We start from the raw sequence: 16,786 nt of genomic DNA on the forward strand, positions 1-16,786 counted from the left end.
CCTCCAAATCACTTTCCAAAAGTGGTTTTTTGATGTATTCTATTCCTATCCGCTGTGTGTCTGCCACGCAGACGGAACGCTAAAAACGAAAGAGGGGTGCGCACAGATATGCTGAAATATCTCGCAAAACGCATCGGGCGCTCCATTCTGACCCTGTTCGTCATTGTGACGCTGGTGTTCTGCCTGCTGCGGCTCATGCCGGTGGAAGGCTACTTTGCAAACTACGAAAAAATGACCGAGGCACAGATCCAGGCCGGGCTGCAGTCCATGGGCCTGCTGGATCCGCTTCCGGTGCAGATCGGGCGGTTCTGGTGGAATGCACTGCACGGCGACCTCGGCGTCAGCCATATCTATAAGGTCAACGCGCCTGTGACCGGCATCCTGGCCAAAAAGCTGCCCATCTCGGTGCAGATGGGTGTTTTCTCCATGCTGCTGAGTCTGGTCGTCGGCATCCCGATGGGCCTGTTCATGGGCCGGTTCAAGAACCGCTGGCCGGATAAGCTGGGCACGGCATTCATCGTGCTCATTCAGGCGGTGCCTGCGGCAGTATACTTTTTGTATATCCAGATGTACGGCACCACCGCCATGGGCGTGGGCCTGCTGTTCGATGCCGCCAACTGGCGCTATTGGGTGCTGCCGGTGTGCAGCATGAGCCTTGCAAACCTTGCGTTCTACGCCATGTGGCTGCGCCGCTATATGGTGGACGAGAGCAACAAGGACTACGTCAAGCTGGCCCGCGCCAAGGGCGTGAGCGAGAACAATATCGCCCTGCACCACGTATTCCGCAACGCCATGGTGCCGCTGGTGCAATACATTCCCTCCGCATTCCTGAACACCGTCGTCGGCTCCATCTACATCGAAAGCCTGTACAGCATCCCGGGCATGGGCGGCCTGCTGGTCACCTGTGTGCAGCGCCACGACAACACCATGGTGCAGGGCATCGTGCTGCTGTACGCCTGCGTGGGCATCATCGGCCTGATTTTGGGCGATGTGCTCATGGTGCTCATTGACCCCCGCATCAACTTTGGCAAGAAAGAAGGTGGACGCTGATGCTCTCTTTTCTGAAACGCGAAAAATCGAAGCAGCTGGAGGATCAGCTGAATGCTGCTCAGGCACAGCGCCGCACCGGCTGGGAAAATCTGCCGGAGGATGAGCTGTTCACCCCCGCCGGGTTCAGTGAGGAACAGGCCGAAGCCACCGCCAGCTCCAACTACAGCTACTGGGGCAGCACCTTCCGTGCCTTTTTCAAGAACAAGTTCGCCGTGGCCCTGCTGATCGCGCTGGTGGTCGTGGTTGCCTTTGCCTTCATCCAGCCCCACCTGCCCGGTCAGGCAGACCCGAACCTGTGCGCCGTGGACCCTGTGACCGGCATCCAGTACCGCAACATCGCCCCCGGGCAGGACGGCTTTATCTGGGGTTCCAACTCCATCGGTCAGGACCTGTGGGCACGCATCTGGGCCGGTGCACGCACCAGTCTGACTATCGCCTTCTTCGTGGCCCTCATCGAAGCTGTGGTGGGCATTACCGCCGGTGTGCTGTGGGGCTATGTGCGCGGGCTGGACTTTGTGTTCACCGAGCTGTACAACATCTTCGATAACATTCCCACCGCCATCGTGCTGATCCTGATCTCCTACGTGGCTTCCCCCAGCATCCAGACGCTGATTCTGGGCATGTCGCTCACGGGCTGGATCGAAATGGCACGCTTCATCCGCAACCAGATCCTCATCATCCGCGACCGGGATTATAATGTGGCTTCCCGCTGCATCGGCACGCCCACCATCCGCATCGTGCTGCGCAACCTGCTGCCCTACCTCGTCTCGGTCATCATGCTTCGCATGGCCCTCACCATCCCGGAAGCCATTGGCAACGAGGTGTTCATCACCTACATCGGTCTGGGCCTGTCCGTGGAGACCCCCTCGCTGGGCAACCTGGTCAACGACGGCCGCAAGGTGATGATGCAGGCCGGGCTGCGCTATCAGCTGCTGTACCCCACCCTCATCCTGAGCTTTGTTACCATTGCGTTCTATCTGATCGGCAACGCCTTCTCGGATGCTGCCGATCCGAAGAACCATCTGCAGTAAGGAGGGACAGAAGATGGAAAAGAATCAGCTGATCCTTTCAGTCAAGGATTTGAACATCCAGTTCAACCTGCGTGGAAAAGTGCTGCACGCCATCCGTGGCATCGATCTTGACCTCTATCAGGGAGAGGTACTTGCCATCGTAGGCGAGAGCGGCTCCGGCAAGAGCGTTTTTACCAAGAGCTTCATGGGCCTGCTGGATGCCAACGGCTCCATTACCAGCGGCACCATCGACTACTTTGGTGCCGACGACGGAAAGCCCATCCGCCTGTCTGACCTGAAAAAGGAAAAGGACTGGCTGCGGGTACGCGGCCGCGAGATCGCCATGGTCATGCAGGACCCCATGACCAGCCTGAACCCGCTGAAGACCATCGGGGCACAGATCATGGAAGCCGTTGCCCTGCATCAGGGCCTGCGCGGCAAGGCCGCCAGAGAGAAGACGCTGGAATACCTGCGGGATGTGGGCATCTCTGACCCGGAGGTCCGCTTCGGCCAGTACCCGCACGAGTTCTCCGGCGGCATGCGCCAGCGTGTGGTCATTGCCATTGCGGTGGCCTGCAGCCCCAAGATCCTGATCTGCGACGAGCCTACCACCGCACTGGACGTGACCATTCAAGCCCAGATTTTGCAGCTTTTGAAGGAGATGCGGTTCAAGTACGATCTGACCATCGTCATGATCACCCACGATCTGGGCGTTGTGGCAAACATTGCAGACCGCGTGGCTGTGATGTACGCAGGCGACATTGTGGAGATCGGCACTGCTGACGAAATTTATTACGATCCCCGCCACCCCTACACATGGGCACTGCTTTCCAGTATGCCCCAGATGGGCGTGAAGGGCGAGGACCTGTTCAACATCGTGGGCACACCGCCAAACTTGTTTGCGGAAATTCGCGGCGATGCTTTTGCACCCCGCAACCCGCAGGCACTGAAGATCGATTTTGTCAAGCGCCCGCCTTACTTTGAGGTAACGCCCACCCACAAGGCCAAAACATGGCTGCTGGACCCCCGGGCACCCAAGATCGAGCCGCCGCTGGCGGTCCGCCTGCTGAAAGAGGAGGGGATGTAAAATGGCAGAGGAACGTGAAACGCTTCTGGAGGTCAAAGACCTCGAAGTGACCTATGGTTCCGGCAAAAAAGCCTACCGCGCCGTGAACCGCGCCAATTTCAAGATCTACAAGGGCGAGACGTTCGGCCTGGTGGGCGAGTCCGGTTCCGGCAAGACCACCATTGGCCGCGCCATCCTGCGCATTCTGCCCACCTCCGGCGGTGACATCCTTTATAAAGGCCAGAAGATCAACGGCAGAATTTCCCGCCAGCTGGACAGGCAGATCATCAAAGAGATCCAGATGATCTTTCAGGACCCGCAGTCCTCGCTGAACGAGCGCGCCAAGGTGAGCTACATCGTGGGCGAAGGCCTGCAGAACGTCCGGCCTGATCTTTCCACCGCCCAGCAGGAGGAAAAGGTGCGTCAGGCTCTGCTGGACGTGGGTCTGCTGCCGGAATTTGCCTCCCGCTTCCCGCACGAATTTTCCGGCGGACAGCGCCAGCGCATCGGCATTGCCCGGGCCCTGATCGTGGAGCCGGAGTTCATCGTTGCCGATGAGCCCATCAGCGCACTGGATATGTCCATCCGTGCACAGGTGCTGAACCTGCTGCGCCGCCTGCAGAAGGAACGCGGCATCACCTACCTGTTCATCGCCCACGATCTTTCCGTGATGCGCTACATCTCCGACCGCATCGCCGTCATCCACAAGGGCCGCATCGTGGAGCTGGCCGAAGCTGAAGAGTTGACAGCTCACGCCATCCACCCCTATACCCGCAGCCTGCTTTCCGCCATTCCCATGCCGGACCCCCGCCGGGAGCGGCAGAAAAAGCTGCTGGTGTACGACCCCGCCATGCACGATTACACCGCCGAGCCCCCGCAGTGGCAGGAGCTGCGGCCCAATCACTTCGTACTCTGCAATGCGACCGAAGCTGCACAGTGGATTCGCGAATCGTAAACTCCCTCAAATTTTTTAGGCTTTTTTCAGCATTGTTCACCCTTTGTTTCTTGACTTTTGCCGGTGGCTTTACTACAATAGCAGGGAACGCATTGCACAATTTTTAACAAAAGGATAGGTTTTATGACAACGACCAGCAATGTTCTCTATGCGTCACAGGCTCGCCCGTGGCTCAAATATTATGACCCCAATTACATCGACCAGCCGATGCCGGAGTGTTCTGCTTTCGACTTTGTCCGGCAGCAGAACAAAAACCGCCTGTCGGAAACGGCCCTTGAATATTATGGCCGGAAGTTCACCTATGCAGACTTCATCGTGAACACCAAGAAGACCGCTGCTGCCTTCCGGGCGGCGGGCGTCCGAAAGGGTGATATCATCACCGTGGTCAGCGTGATGACCCCGGAGGTCATCTATGCGTTCTACGCCGCCGACCGCATCGGCGCGACCCTGAATCTGGTGGACCCCCGGTACAGCGCCGACGGCATCCATGAGTACATCGAGGAAGTGGATTCTCATCTGCTGATCTGCCTGAACGTGGTGTATGACCGCTGCCGTCAGGCCGCCCGGCGCACCCATGTGGAGCGGGTCATCGTGCTTTCCCCGGCCGACTCGCTGCCCCTGCCGCTGGCCATCGGCTACAAGATCTCCAACCCCGACCGCAACAAGTACGACTCCAATGCCCTGATGTGGAAGCAGTTCATCGCAAATGGGCAGGACGCCAGCACCGCCGGTGAGCCCTATGACCCGGACCATGCCTGCGTGGTGGTGCACACCGGCGGCACCACCGGTTCGCCCAAGGGCGTTATGCTGACAGACCGGAACTTCAACGCCCTTGCCCAGCAGTTTGCTGCATGGCATGCCCTGTTCCGGAAGGGGCAGACGCTCATGAACGTCATGCCTCCGTTCATTGCCTACGGCTATGCCTGCGGCGTGCACATGCCGCTGGTCATGGGCCTGCATGTCGTCATCATCCCCAATCTGGACCCCGACAAGCTCGGCAGCCTTCTGTTGAAGCACAAGCCCGAGCACATGTTCGGCGTTCCGGCCCACTACCAGCAGATGGCCGCTGACCCCAAGCTGAAAAACAAGGATCTCTCCTTCATCCGCAACTATGCCGCCGGCGGCGATGCCATCTCCATCGGCGCAGAAAAGACGGTGAACGACTTCCTTGCTGCCCACAACGTGGAGTATCCGCTGGCCAAGGGCTACGGCATGACCGAGGTCGCCTCTGCCGCTACCGTTGCCGCCGGCAACGTGACCAAGCCCGGCAGCGTGGGCATTCCCATGCTGAACACCCTTGTGTCGGTGTTCGAGCCGGGCACCACCAAAGAGCTGCCCATCGGTGAACGGGGCGAACTGTGCATCTGCAGCCCCTCCATGATGAAGGGCTACTACGGCAAGCCCGAAGAGACCGCGAACATCCTGCGCACCCACGAAGACGGCACGGTGTGGGCACACACCGGCGATGTCGGCTACATGGACGAGGACGGCTTTGTGTATCTGGATTCCCGCATCAAGCGCATGATCATCCGTCACGATGGCTTCAAGGTGTTCCCGTCCATGATCGAGAACGTCATCAGCCGCCACCCGGCCGTGCATCAGTGCTCGGTGGTGGGCTGCACCGATAAGGACCATGTGCAGGGCCGCCTGCCCTTCGTCTACGTGGTGCTGAAGCCGGAGGCCGCTGCTTCCGCCAAAAAGCGCCAGATCATCAAGGAGCTGCGCCAGATGTGCGCCGAGGAGCTGCCCGAATACGTCCAGCCCGTGGGCTACAAGTTCCTCGACGCCATGCCCATGACCCCTGTGGGCAAGTTCGATTACCGCAAGCTCGAAACGGAGATCACCTCCCGCGATTACTGATAGAAAGGAAGTCCCTGTCCCCATGAAGAAAAAACTCATCAGCCTTGCCCTTTCGGCGGCTATGCTCTTTGCCGGGTTCAGCATCTCTGCCTTTGCAGAAGAGCCGCTGACCGGGTCTGAACCCGAACCCGCTGCCGCGGAGGCTGTGGAAGAAGAGGAGAACTCCCTCTTCCGCAAGCCCGCCGCAGAACAGAAGCCTGAGACCACCGAGGGCGAAGCAGCCGACGAAACGGCGGAACCCGAAGAGGAAAAGCAGCCCCTGTATGTTGCACTGGGCGATAGCATCTGCGCCGGTGTCGGCCTGACCAGCGTACAGTACGCCCACAACCTGATGGGTGTGGACGTCTCCTACAACTTCAAGGGCTACCCGGATACCTGCTATGTGGGCCAGGTCGCCCAGACCCTCGGTCTGGACCGCCAGCACGCGATCAATCTGGGCCTGCCCGGCCTGATGAGCGCCGACCTCGTCGAGCTGGTCAAGACCGGCAAGATGAGCGAGATGAACACGCTCTCCGGCTGCCAGTACGATTATCCGGAGATCCTGGAGTACCTCAAGGAGGCCGACATCATCTCCATCCAGATGGGTTCCAATGACGCCTTCGTGCCCACGGTCGTTGCCATCGGCAACGCCACCAACTGGAAGAGCGAAGACCTCGCCTCCATCGTGCTGAGCGGCAACCTGCGCAGCAAGGACCCGGAGACCAGGGCCGCCTTCCAGGCCAGCATGAAGAAGCTCAGGCTCACCAAAAGCGAAACGGACGCGGTGTGGAACCTCGTCACCTCCGGCATGAACAAGATCTGCACCGACGCCTACCCCGTCAGCACCGCGAACATCCGCTCCGTTGTCGAGACCGTCCGCGCACTGAACCCGGACGCAAAGATCCTGCTCATCGGTGCCACCAACCCCGTTCCCCTGCTGCCCAGCTGGAGCAATTATTTCAACAAGCTCAACAAGTTCCAGAAGCAGCTCGCCGAAGTCTATGACATCGACTACGTGGCGGTGCCCTACGCTCAGACGGAGCTGGACGGCCACCCCACCGTCTCCGGCCACAAGTACATTGCCAAAAAGATCGTGAAGGCCATCCAGAACGGCTGATCCCGAACATAAAAAACTCCCCGAACCGTGACGTTCGGGGAGTTTTTTCATGCCGTTCTTCAGCTCAGCCGGCCACTTTCCACCGAGAAGCTCACATCGGCTGCGGCCATCGTGGACTTGCGGTGCGACACCAGCAGAACGGTCTTTTCCCTGCATTCGTCTCGCACAGCCTTGAGGATCACGCCCTCATTCAGGCTGTCCAGATTGGAGGTAGGCTCGTCCAGCAGCAGGAAGGGTGCATCATGCAGGAAGGCACGCGCCACACCGATGCGCTGGCGCTCGCCGCCGGAAAGTGCACCGCCCAGCTCACCCACCGGGGTATCATAGCCCTTGGGCAGGCTGTGGATAAAGCCGTCCAGTGCAGCCTTTTTGCAGGCTGCTTCCACCTCTTCCCGGGTGGCATCCCGCTTTGCAATGCGGATGTTGTTCTCAATGGTATCGTCGAACAGCTCGGTCTCCTGCGTCACAAGGCTTTCCTGTTCGCGCAGGGCGGCGGTGTTCACGCGGCGGATATCCTCTGCGCCAAAGCGGATGCTGCCGCTGGATACATCCCAGAAGCGCATCAGCAGCCGCAGGAAGGTAGACTTTCCGCTGCCGGAGCGGCCGGTGATGCCCACGATCTTCCGTTTGGGGATGGTCAGGCTCAGGTCGTGCAGGACTTCCTCATCCGCGTAAGCGAAGCGGACCTTCCGGGCCTCGGCACCGGCAAAGGCCGTGTCGGCCCCATCGGTCACATCGGCGGTGACGGGCTGTTCGTCCAGCAGGTCCAGCACGCGGTCTGCGCTGGCGAACACCTGCGTCAGGCTGGCACCAAGGTTTGCCAGCGCCACCACCGGGCCAAAGGAGCTCAGTGCAGCCAGCGTACAGACCAGCACCCCATCGGCATCCAGCGCGCCGTTCTGGTACAGCTGGAGGCTGACCCCCAGCACGGCCAGGACGGTCAACAGGATGAGGGTATTGGTGGCACCCACCGTCACGCCCTCGCGGTATTTCATCGCCTTCTGCTTTTCGCCCAGCATCTCACTGTGGGCCGTGATGCCCTCGGCGCGGGCTGCGGTGTCCTGATACTGCAGGGTGTCCTTCAGGCCGCGCAGGCTTTCCAGCACATAGCTGTTGGTATCGGCGAGGGTCTGGCGGTAGGCGCGGGCGGCTTTGTCACCGCGTCTGGCCGACCAGACGGGCAGGGCCACGCCCACCAGCAGATAGCCCGCCAGCAGCACCAGCGCAGGCAGCAGATGATACCGGGCCGTGAAGCAGGTCATGCCGACAACGCAGACCACCGCGATGCAGATGGGCGAAATGGTGTGGGCATAGAACACCTCCAGCGCCTCGATGTCGGCGGTGATGAGCGAGATCAGGTCACCGCGGTCACGGCCTTCCAGCTTTGCAGGGGTCAGACGGCGGAGCGCCCCAAAGACCCGATCGCGGATCAGGGCCAGCAGCTTGAAGGCGATATAGTGATTGGACGCCTGCTCTGCGTAACGCAGAACGCCGCGCAGCAGCGCAAACACCAGAATGCAGGCAAAAATGGTGCTCACCGAAGAGATGGGTCTTTTCAGCCCGGCGGCAGCCAGCAGGCCGAAGCCACCGAAGATGGTAATGAAGGTGGCGCAGAAGTGGCCTGCCACCCCCATCACGATCGCTGCCAGCATCACAGGCAGCATCGGCCGGACCAGCACGATCAGCCGCCGGACGATCGCAAACGGACTGCGTTTTTTCGGTGCGTTCATGCGCTCACCTCCCCAAGGTCTTCCAGCTGTTTCTGGGCGTTGTACAGGCGGCTGTAGACGCCGCCTTCGGCCAGCAGGGCCTCGTGTTTTCCCTGCTCGGCGATGCGGCCGCCGTCCATGACGTAGATGCAGTCGCTGTGCACCACGTTTGCCAGACGGTGGGAGATCAGGATGATCGTCTTTTTCCCGGCAAGGCTGTGGATGGCCTGCATGATGTCGTTCTCGCTCTCGGCATCCACATTGGAAGTGGCTTCGTCGAAGAGGTAGATGGGCGTATCATGCAGCAGGGCCCGCGCCATGGCAAGGCGCTGGCGCTGGCCGCCGGACAGGTTTGAGCCGCCCTCATGCAGCGGGGTGTCCAGCCCCTGCTGACTGCGGCAAAACGCGGCAAGGTTCACCTCTTCCAGCGCGGCCCAAAGTGCAGCGTCGTCGGCAGCGGGCGCTGCCATCCGCAGGTTGGAACCGACCGTTCCCCTGAAGATGGCCGCATTGTGCGGCACGACCGTCAAGGTGCGCAGGCGGCTCTCTTCCCGGAGCATCTGCACCGGCACGCCGCCCAGCGTCACGCTGCCGGTATAGCCGGTGCGGCTGCCGGACAGCAGCGCCGCAATGGTGCTTTTGCCGCAGCCACTCTCACCCACCAGCGAGACAAAGCTGCCCTGCGGAATGGTAAAGGAGACATCGTTCAGGATGGTACGGTCCTTCTCGTAGCCAAAGGTGACATGCTCAAGCTTCAGGGTGGTATCCTCCCCTGCCTCCTGTGTGCCGTCGGCAGGCTCGTCCGCCGCCAGCAGACGGAAGATCTTCTCTGCCGAAGCGGCACCGTTCATGGCAATGTGGAAGTAGCTGCCCAGCAGCCGCAGCGGCAGGAAAAAGTCCGCCGCCAGCAGCACGATGGTCAGCGCCGCTGTCAGGGTGATCTGCCCTTTGGCAAACGCCGCCACCGCGCTGATGATGCCAAGGCCCGCACCGCCGTAAGCCATCAGGTCCATCAGTGTCACCGAGTTCAGCTGCATGGTGAGCACCTTCATGGTGATCCTGCGGAAGCGCTCGGCCTGCGCATTCATCTGCTCGTGCTTCCAGCCGTCGGCCTGATAAATTTTCAGGGTGGTCAGGCCCTGAATGTTCTCCAGGAAGCTGTCGCCAAGGGTGGTGTATTCGCCCCAGTAGTTCGCCAGCAGCTTTTTGGCAAACTTCTGTACTGCCACAATGGACATGGGGATCAGCGGCACGCAGCACAGCAGGATGATGGCCGACCGTGCGTGCACACCCACCAGCAGCACAAACAGGGTAACGGGTGCCAGCAGGCTGTAAAACAGCTGCGGCAGGTATTTTGCAAAGTAGGTGTCGATCTGCTCCACACCTTCGCTGGCCAGCATGACGGCCTCACTGGTGGCGACGGTCTCGCTGTAACCCGCGCCCAGGCGTGTGAGTTTTTCGTAAATCTTGCTGCGCAGGGTGCGCTTGACATCCTTGGAGGCGCAGTCGCTCATGCTGGATGCCAGCAGGGTGAAGACATACCGCAGCGGGATGGTGAACAGGCAGAGCACAAAGTCCTGCCGCAGCATCTCGTGGGTCAGCCCGCCCGCAAAGACGGCTCCCACCAGCTGGGCAATGGCCCGCACAAAGATCACGTTGCACAGCATCCCCAGCCATTGGAAAGCCACGTTCGCGCCCACAAAGCGCATGGCACCCCGGTCAAAGGAGATCAGCTTTTTGTTGATCACGATACCGTCTCCGTTTCTTCGCTGGCGTCCGGGCCGAACATGCGGTCGTATGCGCCGGTAAAGGCCCGCTCCGGCAGTGCCGAGGTCAGGGCCAGCGCGGCCGTGCAGCGCTCCTCCTCGGTCAGGTCGATCTTCACGGGCGGGAAGTTTGCAAGCACCGTTTCCAGCTGTTCCTTCACTGCTCTGGCCACAAAGATGCCGCGGTCGGTCAGGTAGATCTTGCCGTAGTGCTCCTTTACGATCATGCCGCGCTCCATGAGCAGATTCATGATACGCACCACCGAGGGCTTGGTCACGCCAAGCTTTTCGGCAATGCTGCGGGAGCTGATATCCAGATGGGTCTGTGAGACTTCGTAGATCGCCAGCAGATAGCGCAGATGTGCCGGTGTCAGTTCCATGCTTATCACACTCTTTTCATCGGGATTTTCAGCCTCTCCGGCACGGCAGCGCATTGCCGGAAAGTTCTGGAGATGTTATCCAAAGCTAACTTTTATTTTTCTAAAAAAGGGCGCGGGCCGATTTGCTTTTCGACCCGCGCCCTGCGGTTTCCTCAGTGACAGCCGCCGTTGCAGTGCCCGCAATCACCGGAGCACCCGCCGCAGCCGCCGCCATGCTTGTGGGAGTGCCATGTGATCCAGCCCACACCGCCAAACACGATCGCAGCCACGATAATGGTCGGCAGATTGAAGTTTGCTGCCAGAAATTCCATCATAACAATGCACTCCTCTCAAAACAGAACCAATTTACTTGTTTGCCGTGAGCTTCTTGGTGTCGATGCTGACCTCATTGATGCCCGTGTACTTGTTGGGACGGACCAGCAGGTAGATGAAGGCCACCAGAACAACAGCAGCCACGATGGTGAAGAAGTTGAAGCCGACCTCACCAGTGATGATGCCGCCCAGCTGGTAAACCACCAGAGCTGCGCAGTAAGCCAGAGCACACATGTAACCAATGGCGATGGCCGTCCACTTGCCGTTGTTCATCTCGCGCTTGATGGCGCCCATAGCAGCGAAGCAGGGAGCGCACAGCAGGTTGAAGATCATGAAGGCGTAAGCCGACAGAGCGGTGTAGTCCTGCGCAACAGCAGCCCAGATCTCATCGCCGTTCTCAGACAGCTCGCCGCCGAAGTGATACAGAACACCGAAGGTACCAACCACGTTCTCCTTTGCGATCAGGCCGGAGACGGAAGCGACGGTTGCACGCCAGTTGCCGAAGCCCAGAGGTGCAAAGATCCATGCGACCTTGGTAGCGATAGCAGCCAGCACGGAGTTGTCCTGATCCTCGACCATACCGAAGGCACCGTTCTCGAAGCCGAAGCCCTGCAGGAACCACAGCACAACGGTAGCGGCCAGAATGACGGAGCCTGCGCGCTTGATGAAGGACCAGCCGCGCTCCCAGGTTGCACGGAACACGTTGCCCCATGCAGGCACATGGTAAGCGGGCAGCTCCATCACGAAGGGAGCGGGATCACCTGCGAAGAGCTTGGTCTTCTTCAGGATCACGCCGGAGCAGATGATGGCAGCCATGCCAATGAAGTAAGCAGAGACAGCCACCAGAGAAGAACCGCCGAACATCGCACCTGCGATGAGGCCGATGATGGGCATCTTTGCGCCGCAGGGGATGAAGCAGGTGGTCATGATGGTCATGCGGCGGTCGCGCTCGTTCTCGATGGTACGGGAAGCCATAACACCGGGCACGCCGCAGCCGGTACCGACCAGCACGGGGATGAAGCTTTTACCGGACAGGCCGAACTTGCGGAAGATACGGTCCATGATGAAGGCGACACGGGACATATAGCCCACATCCTCCAGAATGGACAGCAGGAAGAACAGCACCAGCATCTGGGGAACGAAGCCCAGAACTGCGCCGACACCGGCAACAATGCCGTCCATGATCAGGCCGTACAGCCAGCCTGCCACGCCGATGCTCTCCAGCAAGCCGCCCAGAGCACCCGGCACGATCTCACCGAACAGGACATCGTTGGTCCAGTCGGTGGCAAAGGTACCAATGGCCCAGCCGCCGTCTGCAATGGAGGTGCCCATGGACAGGGAGTACATCAGGAACATGACCAGTGCGAAGATGGGCAGAGCCAGAATACGGTTGGTCACGATCTGGTCGATCTTATCGGAAACGGTCAGGTGCTCCACGCGGGCCTTCTTCTTAACAGCTTTGCCCACGACGGTGTTGATATATGCATAGCGCTGGTTGGTGATGATGCTCTCAGCGTCATCGTCCATCTCAGCTTCGCAGTCCTTGATGTGCTGGTCGATGTGGTCGATCAGGCTCTTGTCGAGCTTCAGCTCGTCCATGACCTTCTCGTCGCGCTCGAACAGCTTGACGGCATACCAGCGCAGGAAGCGGTCATCCACCTTGCCCTGAATGGACTCTTCGATGTGGGCAATGGCGTGCTCCACGCTGCCGGTGAACACATGGGGCAGCTCAGCAGCCTTGGTAGCCTTTGCAGCAGCCACAGCAGCCTTTGCAGCAGCCTCGGTGCCCTCGCCCTTCAGTGCGCTGATCTCCACCGCCTGACAGCCCAGCTCTGCGCTCAGCTTCTTCAGGTCGATCTTATCGCCGTTCTTGCGCACCAGATCGATCATGTTCACAGCCATGACCACCGGGATGCCCAGCTCGATCAGCTGGGTGGTCAGGTACAGGTTACGCTCAATGTTGGTACCATCGATGATGTTCAGGATGGCATCGGGCTTCTCCTTGACCAGATAAGTACGGGAAACCACTTCTTCCAGCGTGTACGGAGACAGCGAGTAGATACCGGGCAGATCCTGAATGATAACATCCTTATCGCCCTTCAGCTTGCCTTCCTTCTTTTCCACCGTAACGCCGGGCCAGTTGCCGACATACTGGTTGGAGCCGGTCAGATTGTTGAACAGGGTCGTTTTACCGCAGTTCGGGTTGCCGGCAAGTGCAATTTTAATGCTCATTGCTTAATCCTTCCTCCCTTTGGGATCAGACTACTTCGATCATTTCAGCATCGGCCTTGCGCACGCTCAGCTCGTAGTTGCGCACGGTCAGCTCCATGGGGTCGCCCAGAGGTGCCACCTTACGGACATAGATCTCAACACCCTTGGTGATTCCCATGTCCATGATGCGGCGCTTGACCGGGCCTTCACCGTGCAGGCGTGCCACGGTGGCCGTTTCGCCGACCTTGACGTCTTTCAAAGTCTTCATGTAAATCCTCCTCTGCTTGTCTTTATAGAGAGACTATTCCAGTTTCGGAGCAGCTCCCAAACAGCGCTGCCGCTGTTTAGCCGATCAGAATGCGGTTGGCCATCGTCTTGTCCAGCGCGATGCGGCTCTCCTTGACCTGAATGATCAGGTTGCCTGCGATCTCGTTGACGACCGTTACCTCACTGTCCACCACAAAACCCAGCTCTGCCAGATGCAGCCGGATCTCGTCCTTGCCGGTGATCTTTTTGATGGTGACGGTCTCCCCTGCTTTTGCCATTGTCAAAGGCATCATCTTTCGTCCACTCCCTTATGTCACAATGTTTCACATCCCGCACAGCGTTCTGTGAGGTTCCTCCGGTCGGGGGAAGTTTCGACGCCGGTTAGTCAGTCGCGACTATCAGCATAGATAGTTTACGCCCACTAACCTTTTATGTCAATAGTTTTTTCATAATTAAAAGTTAGTTCGTAGGAACAAACAGATTGTTTCTTCCTGTTTTGTTCAATTTTTGCTATTTTGAACAAGAACGATCGCAAACATTCCAGCCGTTCGTGTTTCTTCAGAGCGTCAGGTTTTCTCTCCGCAATCAACGTACCACCGTCCATCCGACGCACTTGCCCGGATATGACACAGCCGCGTGGTACAGTGGTCAGTCTGCACCGCGCGGCCGCGTGTCAAAAGGAGGATTTCTTTCCTGCCAGTGCGTGGACACCAGCAGGTGCCAGGATAAAAAGAGAGTATTGGTAGGAAATGTCAGTTTCAGGCCGCCACGGCAAGGCGGAGAATGGGCGTTCCGCTGTGGAACAGCCGCAGGTATACTCTGGTGCACTTGTTCAGCTGGGCAAACAGGCGCTCGGCAGCATCGCGGTCGCCGTAGGACTTCCAGCAGCCGCAGCAGGTAAAGTTGCGGCCCTGATTCTCGATGAAGCCCACCACATCGGTGAGCGGGTAACCCAGAAATACGCCGATCTCATGCGGAAATTCTGCCTCGCAGCACAACCGCCGCGACAGCTGCCGCAGCAGCGGTTCGCAGTCGTCCGCCCCTTCGGGCAGACGGTAGCCTTCCTGCACCAGAAATGCGCGGACATTCTCATCCGAAAGCACTTCGCGCAGGCGGTTCTCCCGGTAGACATAGACCAGATACCGGTGGGTGCGGGTGCAGCCCTTGAGAACCCGGACCCGGAGGCCCTTCTCACCCAGCCGCGCGTTCCAGCCGCGCACCCGCTCGGCAAGGTCTTTGCAGTCCTGCGTCTCATAGCGGAAGAGCCCGGCGGCTTTCAGGCCTGCCAGCACCGGCGAGCACTGTTCGATCATCACGGTCTCAAAATTACGCTCCATGGCCGGTTTTCCTCCGTTGCTTGGTTTAAGAAAAGCATTCCCGCTGTGCATCCAGACTATGCAGAGCTTCGCGGTTAGATTTATCTAACCTCAAGCTCAAAAAGAACGCGGTTCCTGTTGCGGACCGCCTTGTAGTTAGTTATTTCTAACGTAGCATTATCTTACCATAGCTTCGGAGAGGTGTCAAGGGTTTTTGAAAAGTTTTTCGTTTTCTCTTTTTGCGCCGCGCCCTCTTCCCCGCCTGCCGGGACGGGGATTTCATTGAAAAGTGTCGAAAAGCATGGTATAATATTTTTATCGCTGGAAACAGCGAGGAAAAAGCGCTGCACATACGGCAGGCGGTTCGGCCTCTCACTTCCCGAAAGGGGGTGAGCTGATGCCTATTACTTTGACGTTTCACCTGTTTGGACTCACGTTCACACTGCGAATCAAAAAGTAAAACCGCCACCTCGGCCAAGGTGACGGTTTTCAGAAACCTAATTCCTTAAAAGAGGTCAACCGCTTGTCGCAGTGCCTTTTCTATTTGTAGTATAGTCAATTTTTTACGATTTGTCAAGAACGCAACTTTTCAGGAGGTCTTTATGTATTTTATTCCTTTTGAAACCGCCCGGCTGCGCCTGCGCCCGCAGGAGGCCAAAGATGCCGGTTTTGCGCTCTGTATCTGGGGCGATCCTATTACCGGAAAATACCTGACCGATCCAGCACTGGACACCATCGACAATCTCAATGAGTATATGGAACTTCTGCGGCATCTGAATGACAACGCTGACTGCTACTATGTCATCGCAGAGGATAAAGTCACCGGCCAAGCCATCGGCACCTGCTGCGCCGTCATTAAGGAAAACGGACGCTGCTGGGATATCGGGTACTGCATCCATCCTACTTGCTGGCGAAAGGGCTACGCCAAGGAAATGGTCGGTGCACTGGTCGATTTTGGCATCCAGAACGGCGTCAAGACATTTCTTGCCGATGTCGCCGCTGACAATGCCGGTTCCTGCGGTGTAATGTGCTCACTGGGCTTTGCTCCTTCCGAAAATGGAACCTTCCGCCGCAGCGGAACGAAAACAGAATACAAAAATCTGACCTTCAGAAAAGACCTATGAATATGACTTCTCTCACCCAGACCATCGTCTCCCTATTGGCTGCCCACCCGGAGCGGCCCGTGCTCATCGCGCTGGATGGCCGCTGCGGCAGCGGCAAAACGACGCTGGCGGCACAGCTGGCAGAACAGTTTCCGGGCAGCGCCGTCTTCCATACCGACGACTACTATCTTCCCCCGGCACAGCGCATCCCGAACTGGGTCGAAACGCCCTGCGCCAATATGGACCTTGACCGCCTGCGGGAAGAAGTGCTCGTTCCGGCACAGGCCGGGGCCGCGGTGCACAGCCGGGCGTACTCCTGCCGGGAGGGTGCCTATCTGCCGGAGCAGTGCGTGCCGCCCGCACCGCTCTATATACTGGAGGGCAGCTACAGCCACCACCCGATTCTTGCAGGCTTTTATGACCTCAAAGTGTTCGTCACCTGTTCCAAAGAAGAGCAGGCCCGCCGTTTGCAGGCGCGGGAAGGCGAACGCTACGAAAACTTTGTCCGTCGGTGGATTCCTCTGGAAGAGGCCTACTTTGCGCAGTGCCGCATCGAAGCGCAGGCTGACCTCCTCTGGGATACTACAAATTTATGAAGTTTTTGAAAATTTGCGGCGACTTTTCCTGCCAACCTGTGGGAATTATGGTATAGTTATATTGGAATAAACTTGATTTTCCAAGGCAA

At 58.7% G+C, this 16,786-nt stretch carries 16 protein-coding genes; 8 read left to right on the forward strand and 8 right to left on the reverse strand.

Translation table 11 applies throughout. The features are described 5' to 3' along the window. Positions 1 to 108: 108 nt before the first annotated feature. From ACNQFG_RS15010 to ACNQFG_RS15035, 6 genes are all read left to right on the forward strand, one after another. On the forward strand, positions 109 to 1,050 hold the full coding sequence (locus tag ACNQFG_RS15010; RefSeq protein ID WP_423405442.1) for an ABC transporter permease: 942 nt from the start codon (positions 109 to 111) through the stop codon (positions 1,048 to 1,050). Further along, on the forward strand, positions 1,050 to 2,081 hold the full coding sequence (locus ACNQFG_RS15015) for an ABC transporter permease (protein ID WP_423405443.1): 1,032 nt from the start codon (positions 1,050 to 1,052) through the stop codon (positions 2,079 to 2,081). Before ACNQFG_RS15010 ends, ACNQFG_RS15015 begins: the two co-directional genes overlap by 1 nt. A 13-nt stretch (positions 2,082 to 2,094) precedes the next feature. Beyond that, the gene (locus tag ACNQFG_RS15020; RefSeq protein WP_423405444.1) at positions 2,095 to 3,147 is read left to right on the forward strand and encodes an ABC transporter ATP-binding protein; all 1,053 of its coding nucleotides are present in this window, start codon (positions 2,095 to 2,097) and stop codon (positions 3,145 to 3,147) included. A 1-nt stretch (position 3,148) separates the two neighbouring features. Further along, a complete protein-coding gene (locus ACNQFG_RS15025) occupies positions 3,149 to 4,081 on the forward strand; it encodes an ATP-binding cassette domain-containing protein (protein WP_423405445.1) in 933 nt (310 codons plus the stop codon). 123 nt (positions 4,082 to 4,204) lie between these two features. Further along, complete coding sequence (locus ACNQFG_RS15030; RefSeq protein ID WP_423405446.1) at positions 4,205 to 5,941, forward strand: class I adenylate-forming enzyme family protein; 1,737 nt, start codon at positions 4,205 to 4,207, stop codon at positions 5,939 to 5,941. A 22-nt stretch (positions 5,942 to 5,963) separates the two neighbouring features. Continuing rightward, a complete protein-coding gene (locus ACNQFG_RS15035; protein WP_423405447.1) occupies positions 5,964 to 7,037 on the forward strand; it encodes an SGNH/GDSL hydrolase family protein in 1,074 nt (357 codons plus the stop codon). 59 nt (positions 7,038 to 7,096) lie between these two features. On the opposite strand, the gene ACNQFG_RS15040 is transcribed toward ACNQFG_RS15035, so the two are convergent. The 8 genes from ACNQFG_RS15040 to ACNQFG_RS15075 all read right to left on the reverse strand — a co-directional run bounded on the left by ACNQFG_RS15040 (position 7,097) and on the right by ACNQFG_RS15075 (position 15,019). Beyond that, positions 7,097 to 8,767 (reverse strand): amino acid ABC transporter ATP-binding/permease protein, encoded by a 1,671-nt coding sequence (locus ACNQFG_RS15040; RefSeq protein ID WP_423405448.1) that lies wholly within the window; start codon positions 8,765 to 8,767, stop codon positions 7,097 to 7,099. Next, complete coding sequence (locus ACNQFG_RS15045) at positions 8,764 to 10,494, reverse strand: ABC transporter ATP-binding protein/permease (protein WP_423405449.1); 1,731 nt, start codon at positions 10,492 to 10,494, stop codon at positions 8,764 to 8,766. Before ACNQFG_RS15045 ends, ACNQFG_RS15040 begins: the two co-directional genes overlap by 4 nt. Then, positions 10,491 to 10,892, reverse strand: a complete 402-nt coding sequence (locus ACNQFG_RS15050; protein WP_423405450.1) for a metal-dependent transcriptional regulator — start codon at positions 10,890 to 10,892, stop codon at positions 10,491 to 10,493. The genes ACNQFG_RS15045 and ACNQFG_RS15050 overlap by 4 nt, the downstream gene beginning before the upstream one ends. A gap of 152 nt (positions 10,893 to 11,044) precedes the next feature. Beyond that, entirely contained in the window at positions 11,045 to 11,206 is a 162-nt protein-coding gene (locus ACNQFG_RS15055; protein ID WP_423405451.1) for a FeoB-associated Cys-rich membrane protein, read from the reverse strand. A gap of 31 nt (positions 11,207 to 11,237) precedes the next feature. Beyond that, positions 11,238 to 13,436 (reverse strand): ferrous iron transport protein B, encoded by a 2,199-nt coding sequence (gene feoB / locus ACNQFG_RS15060; RefSeq protein ID WP_423405452.1) that lies wholly within the window; start codon positions 13,434 to 13,436, stop codon positions 11,238 to 11,240. Between the two features lie 25 nt (positions 13,437 to 13,461). Beyond that, positions 13,462 to 13,683, reverse strand: a complete 222-nt coding sequence (locus ACNQFG_RS15065) for a FeoA family protein (protein ID WP_015565615.1) — start codon at positions 13,681 to 13,683, stop codon at positions 13,462 to 13,464. A gap of 76 nt (positions 13,684 to 13,759) precedes the next feature. Further along, positions 13,760 to 13,975 (reverse strand): FeoA family protein, encoded by a 216-nt coding sequence (locus ACNQFG_RS15070; protein WP_423405453.1) that lies wholly within the window; start codon positions 13,973 to 13,975, stop codon positions 13,760 to 13,762. Positions 13,976 to 14,440: 465 nt separating this feature from the next. Next, positions 14,441 to 15,019, reverse strand: a complete 579-nt coding sequence (locus ACNQFG_RS15075) for a DUF3793 family protein (RefSeq protein WP_423405454.1) — start codon at positions 15,017 to 15,019, stop codon at positions 14,441 to 14,443. A 581-nt stretch (positions 15,020 to 15,600) separates the two neighbouring features. Here ACNQFG_RS15075 and ACNQFG_RS15080 point away from each other — a divergent pair. Together ACNQFG_RS15080 and ACNQFG_RS15085 are read left to right on the forward strand one after the other, a co-directional pair. Beyond that, the gene (locus ACNQFG_RS15080) at positions 15,601 to 16,122 is read left to right on the forward strand and encodes a GNAT family N-acetyltransferase (protein WP_423405455.1); all 522 of its coding nucleotides are present in this window, start codon (positions 15,601 to 15,603) and stop codon (positions 16,120 to 16,122) included. Next, the gene (locus tag ACNQFG_RS15085) at positions 16,119 to 16,697 is read left to right on the forward strand and encodes a uridine kinase family protein (RefSeq protein WP_423405456.1); all 579 of its coding nucleotides are present in this window, start codon (positions 16,119 to 16,121) and stop codon (positions 16,695 to 16,697) included. Before ACNQFG_RS15080 ends, ACNQFG_RS15085 begins: the two co-directional genes overlap by 4 nt. The last annotated feature ends 89 nt before the right edge of the window (positions 16,698 to 16,786 follow it).

This window comes from Faecalibacterium prausnitzii (assembly GCF_049532945.1).
In the GTDB taxonomy this organism is placed as follows: Bacteria; Bacillota; Clostridia; order Oscillospirales; family Ruminococcaceae; genus Faecalibacterium; species Faecalibacterium prausnitzii_N.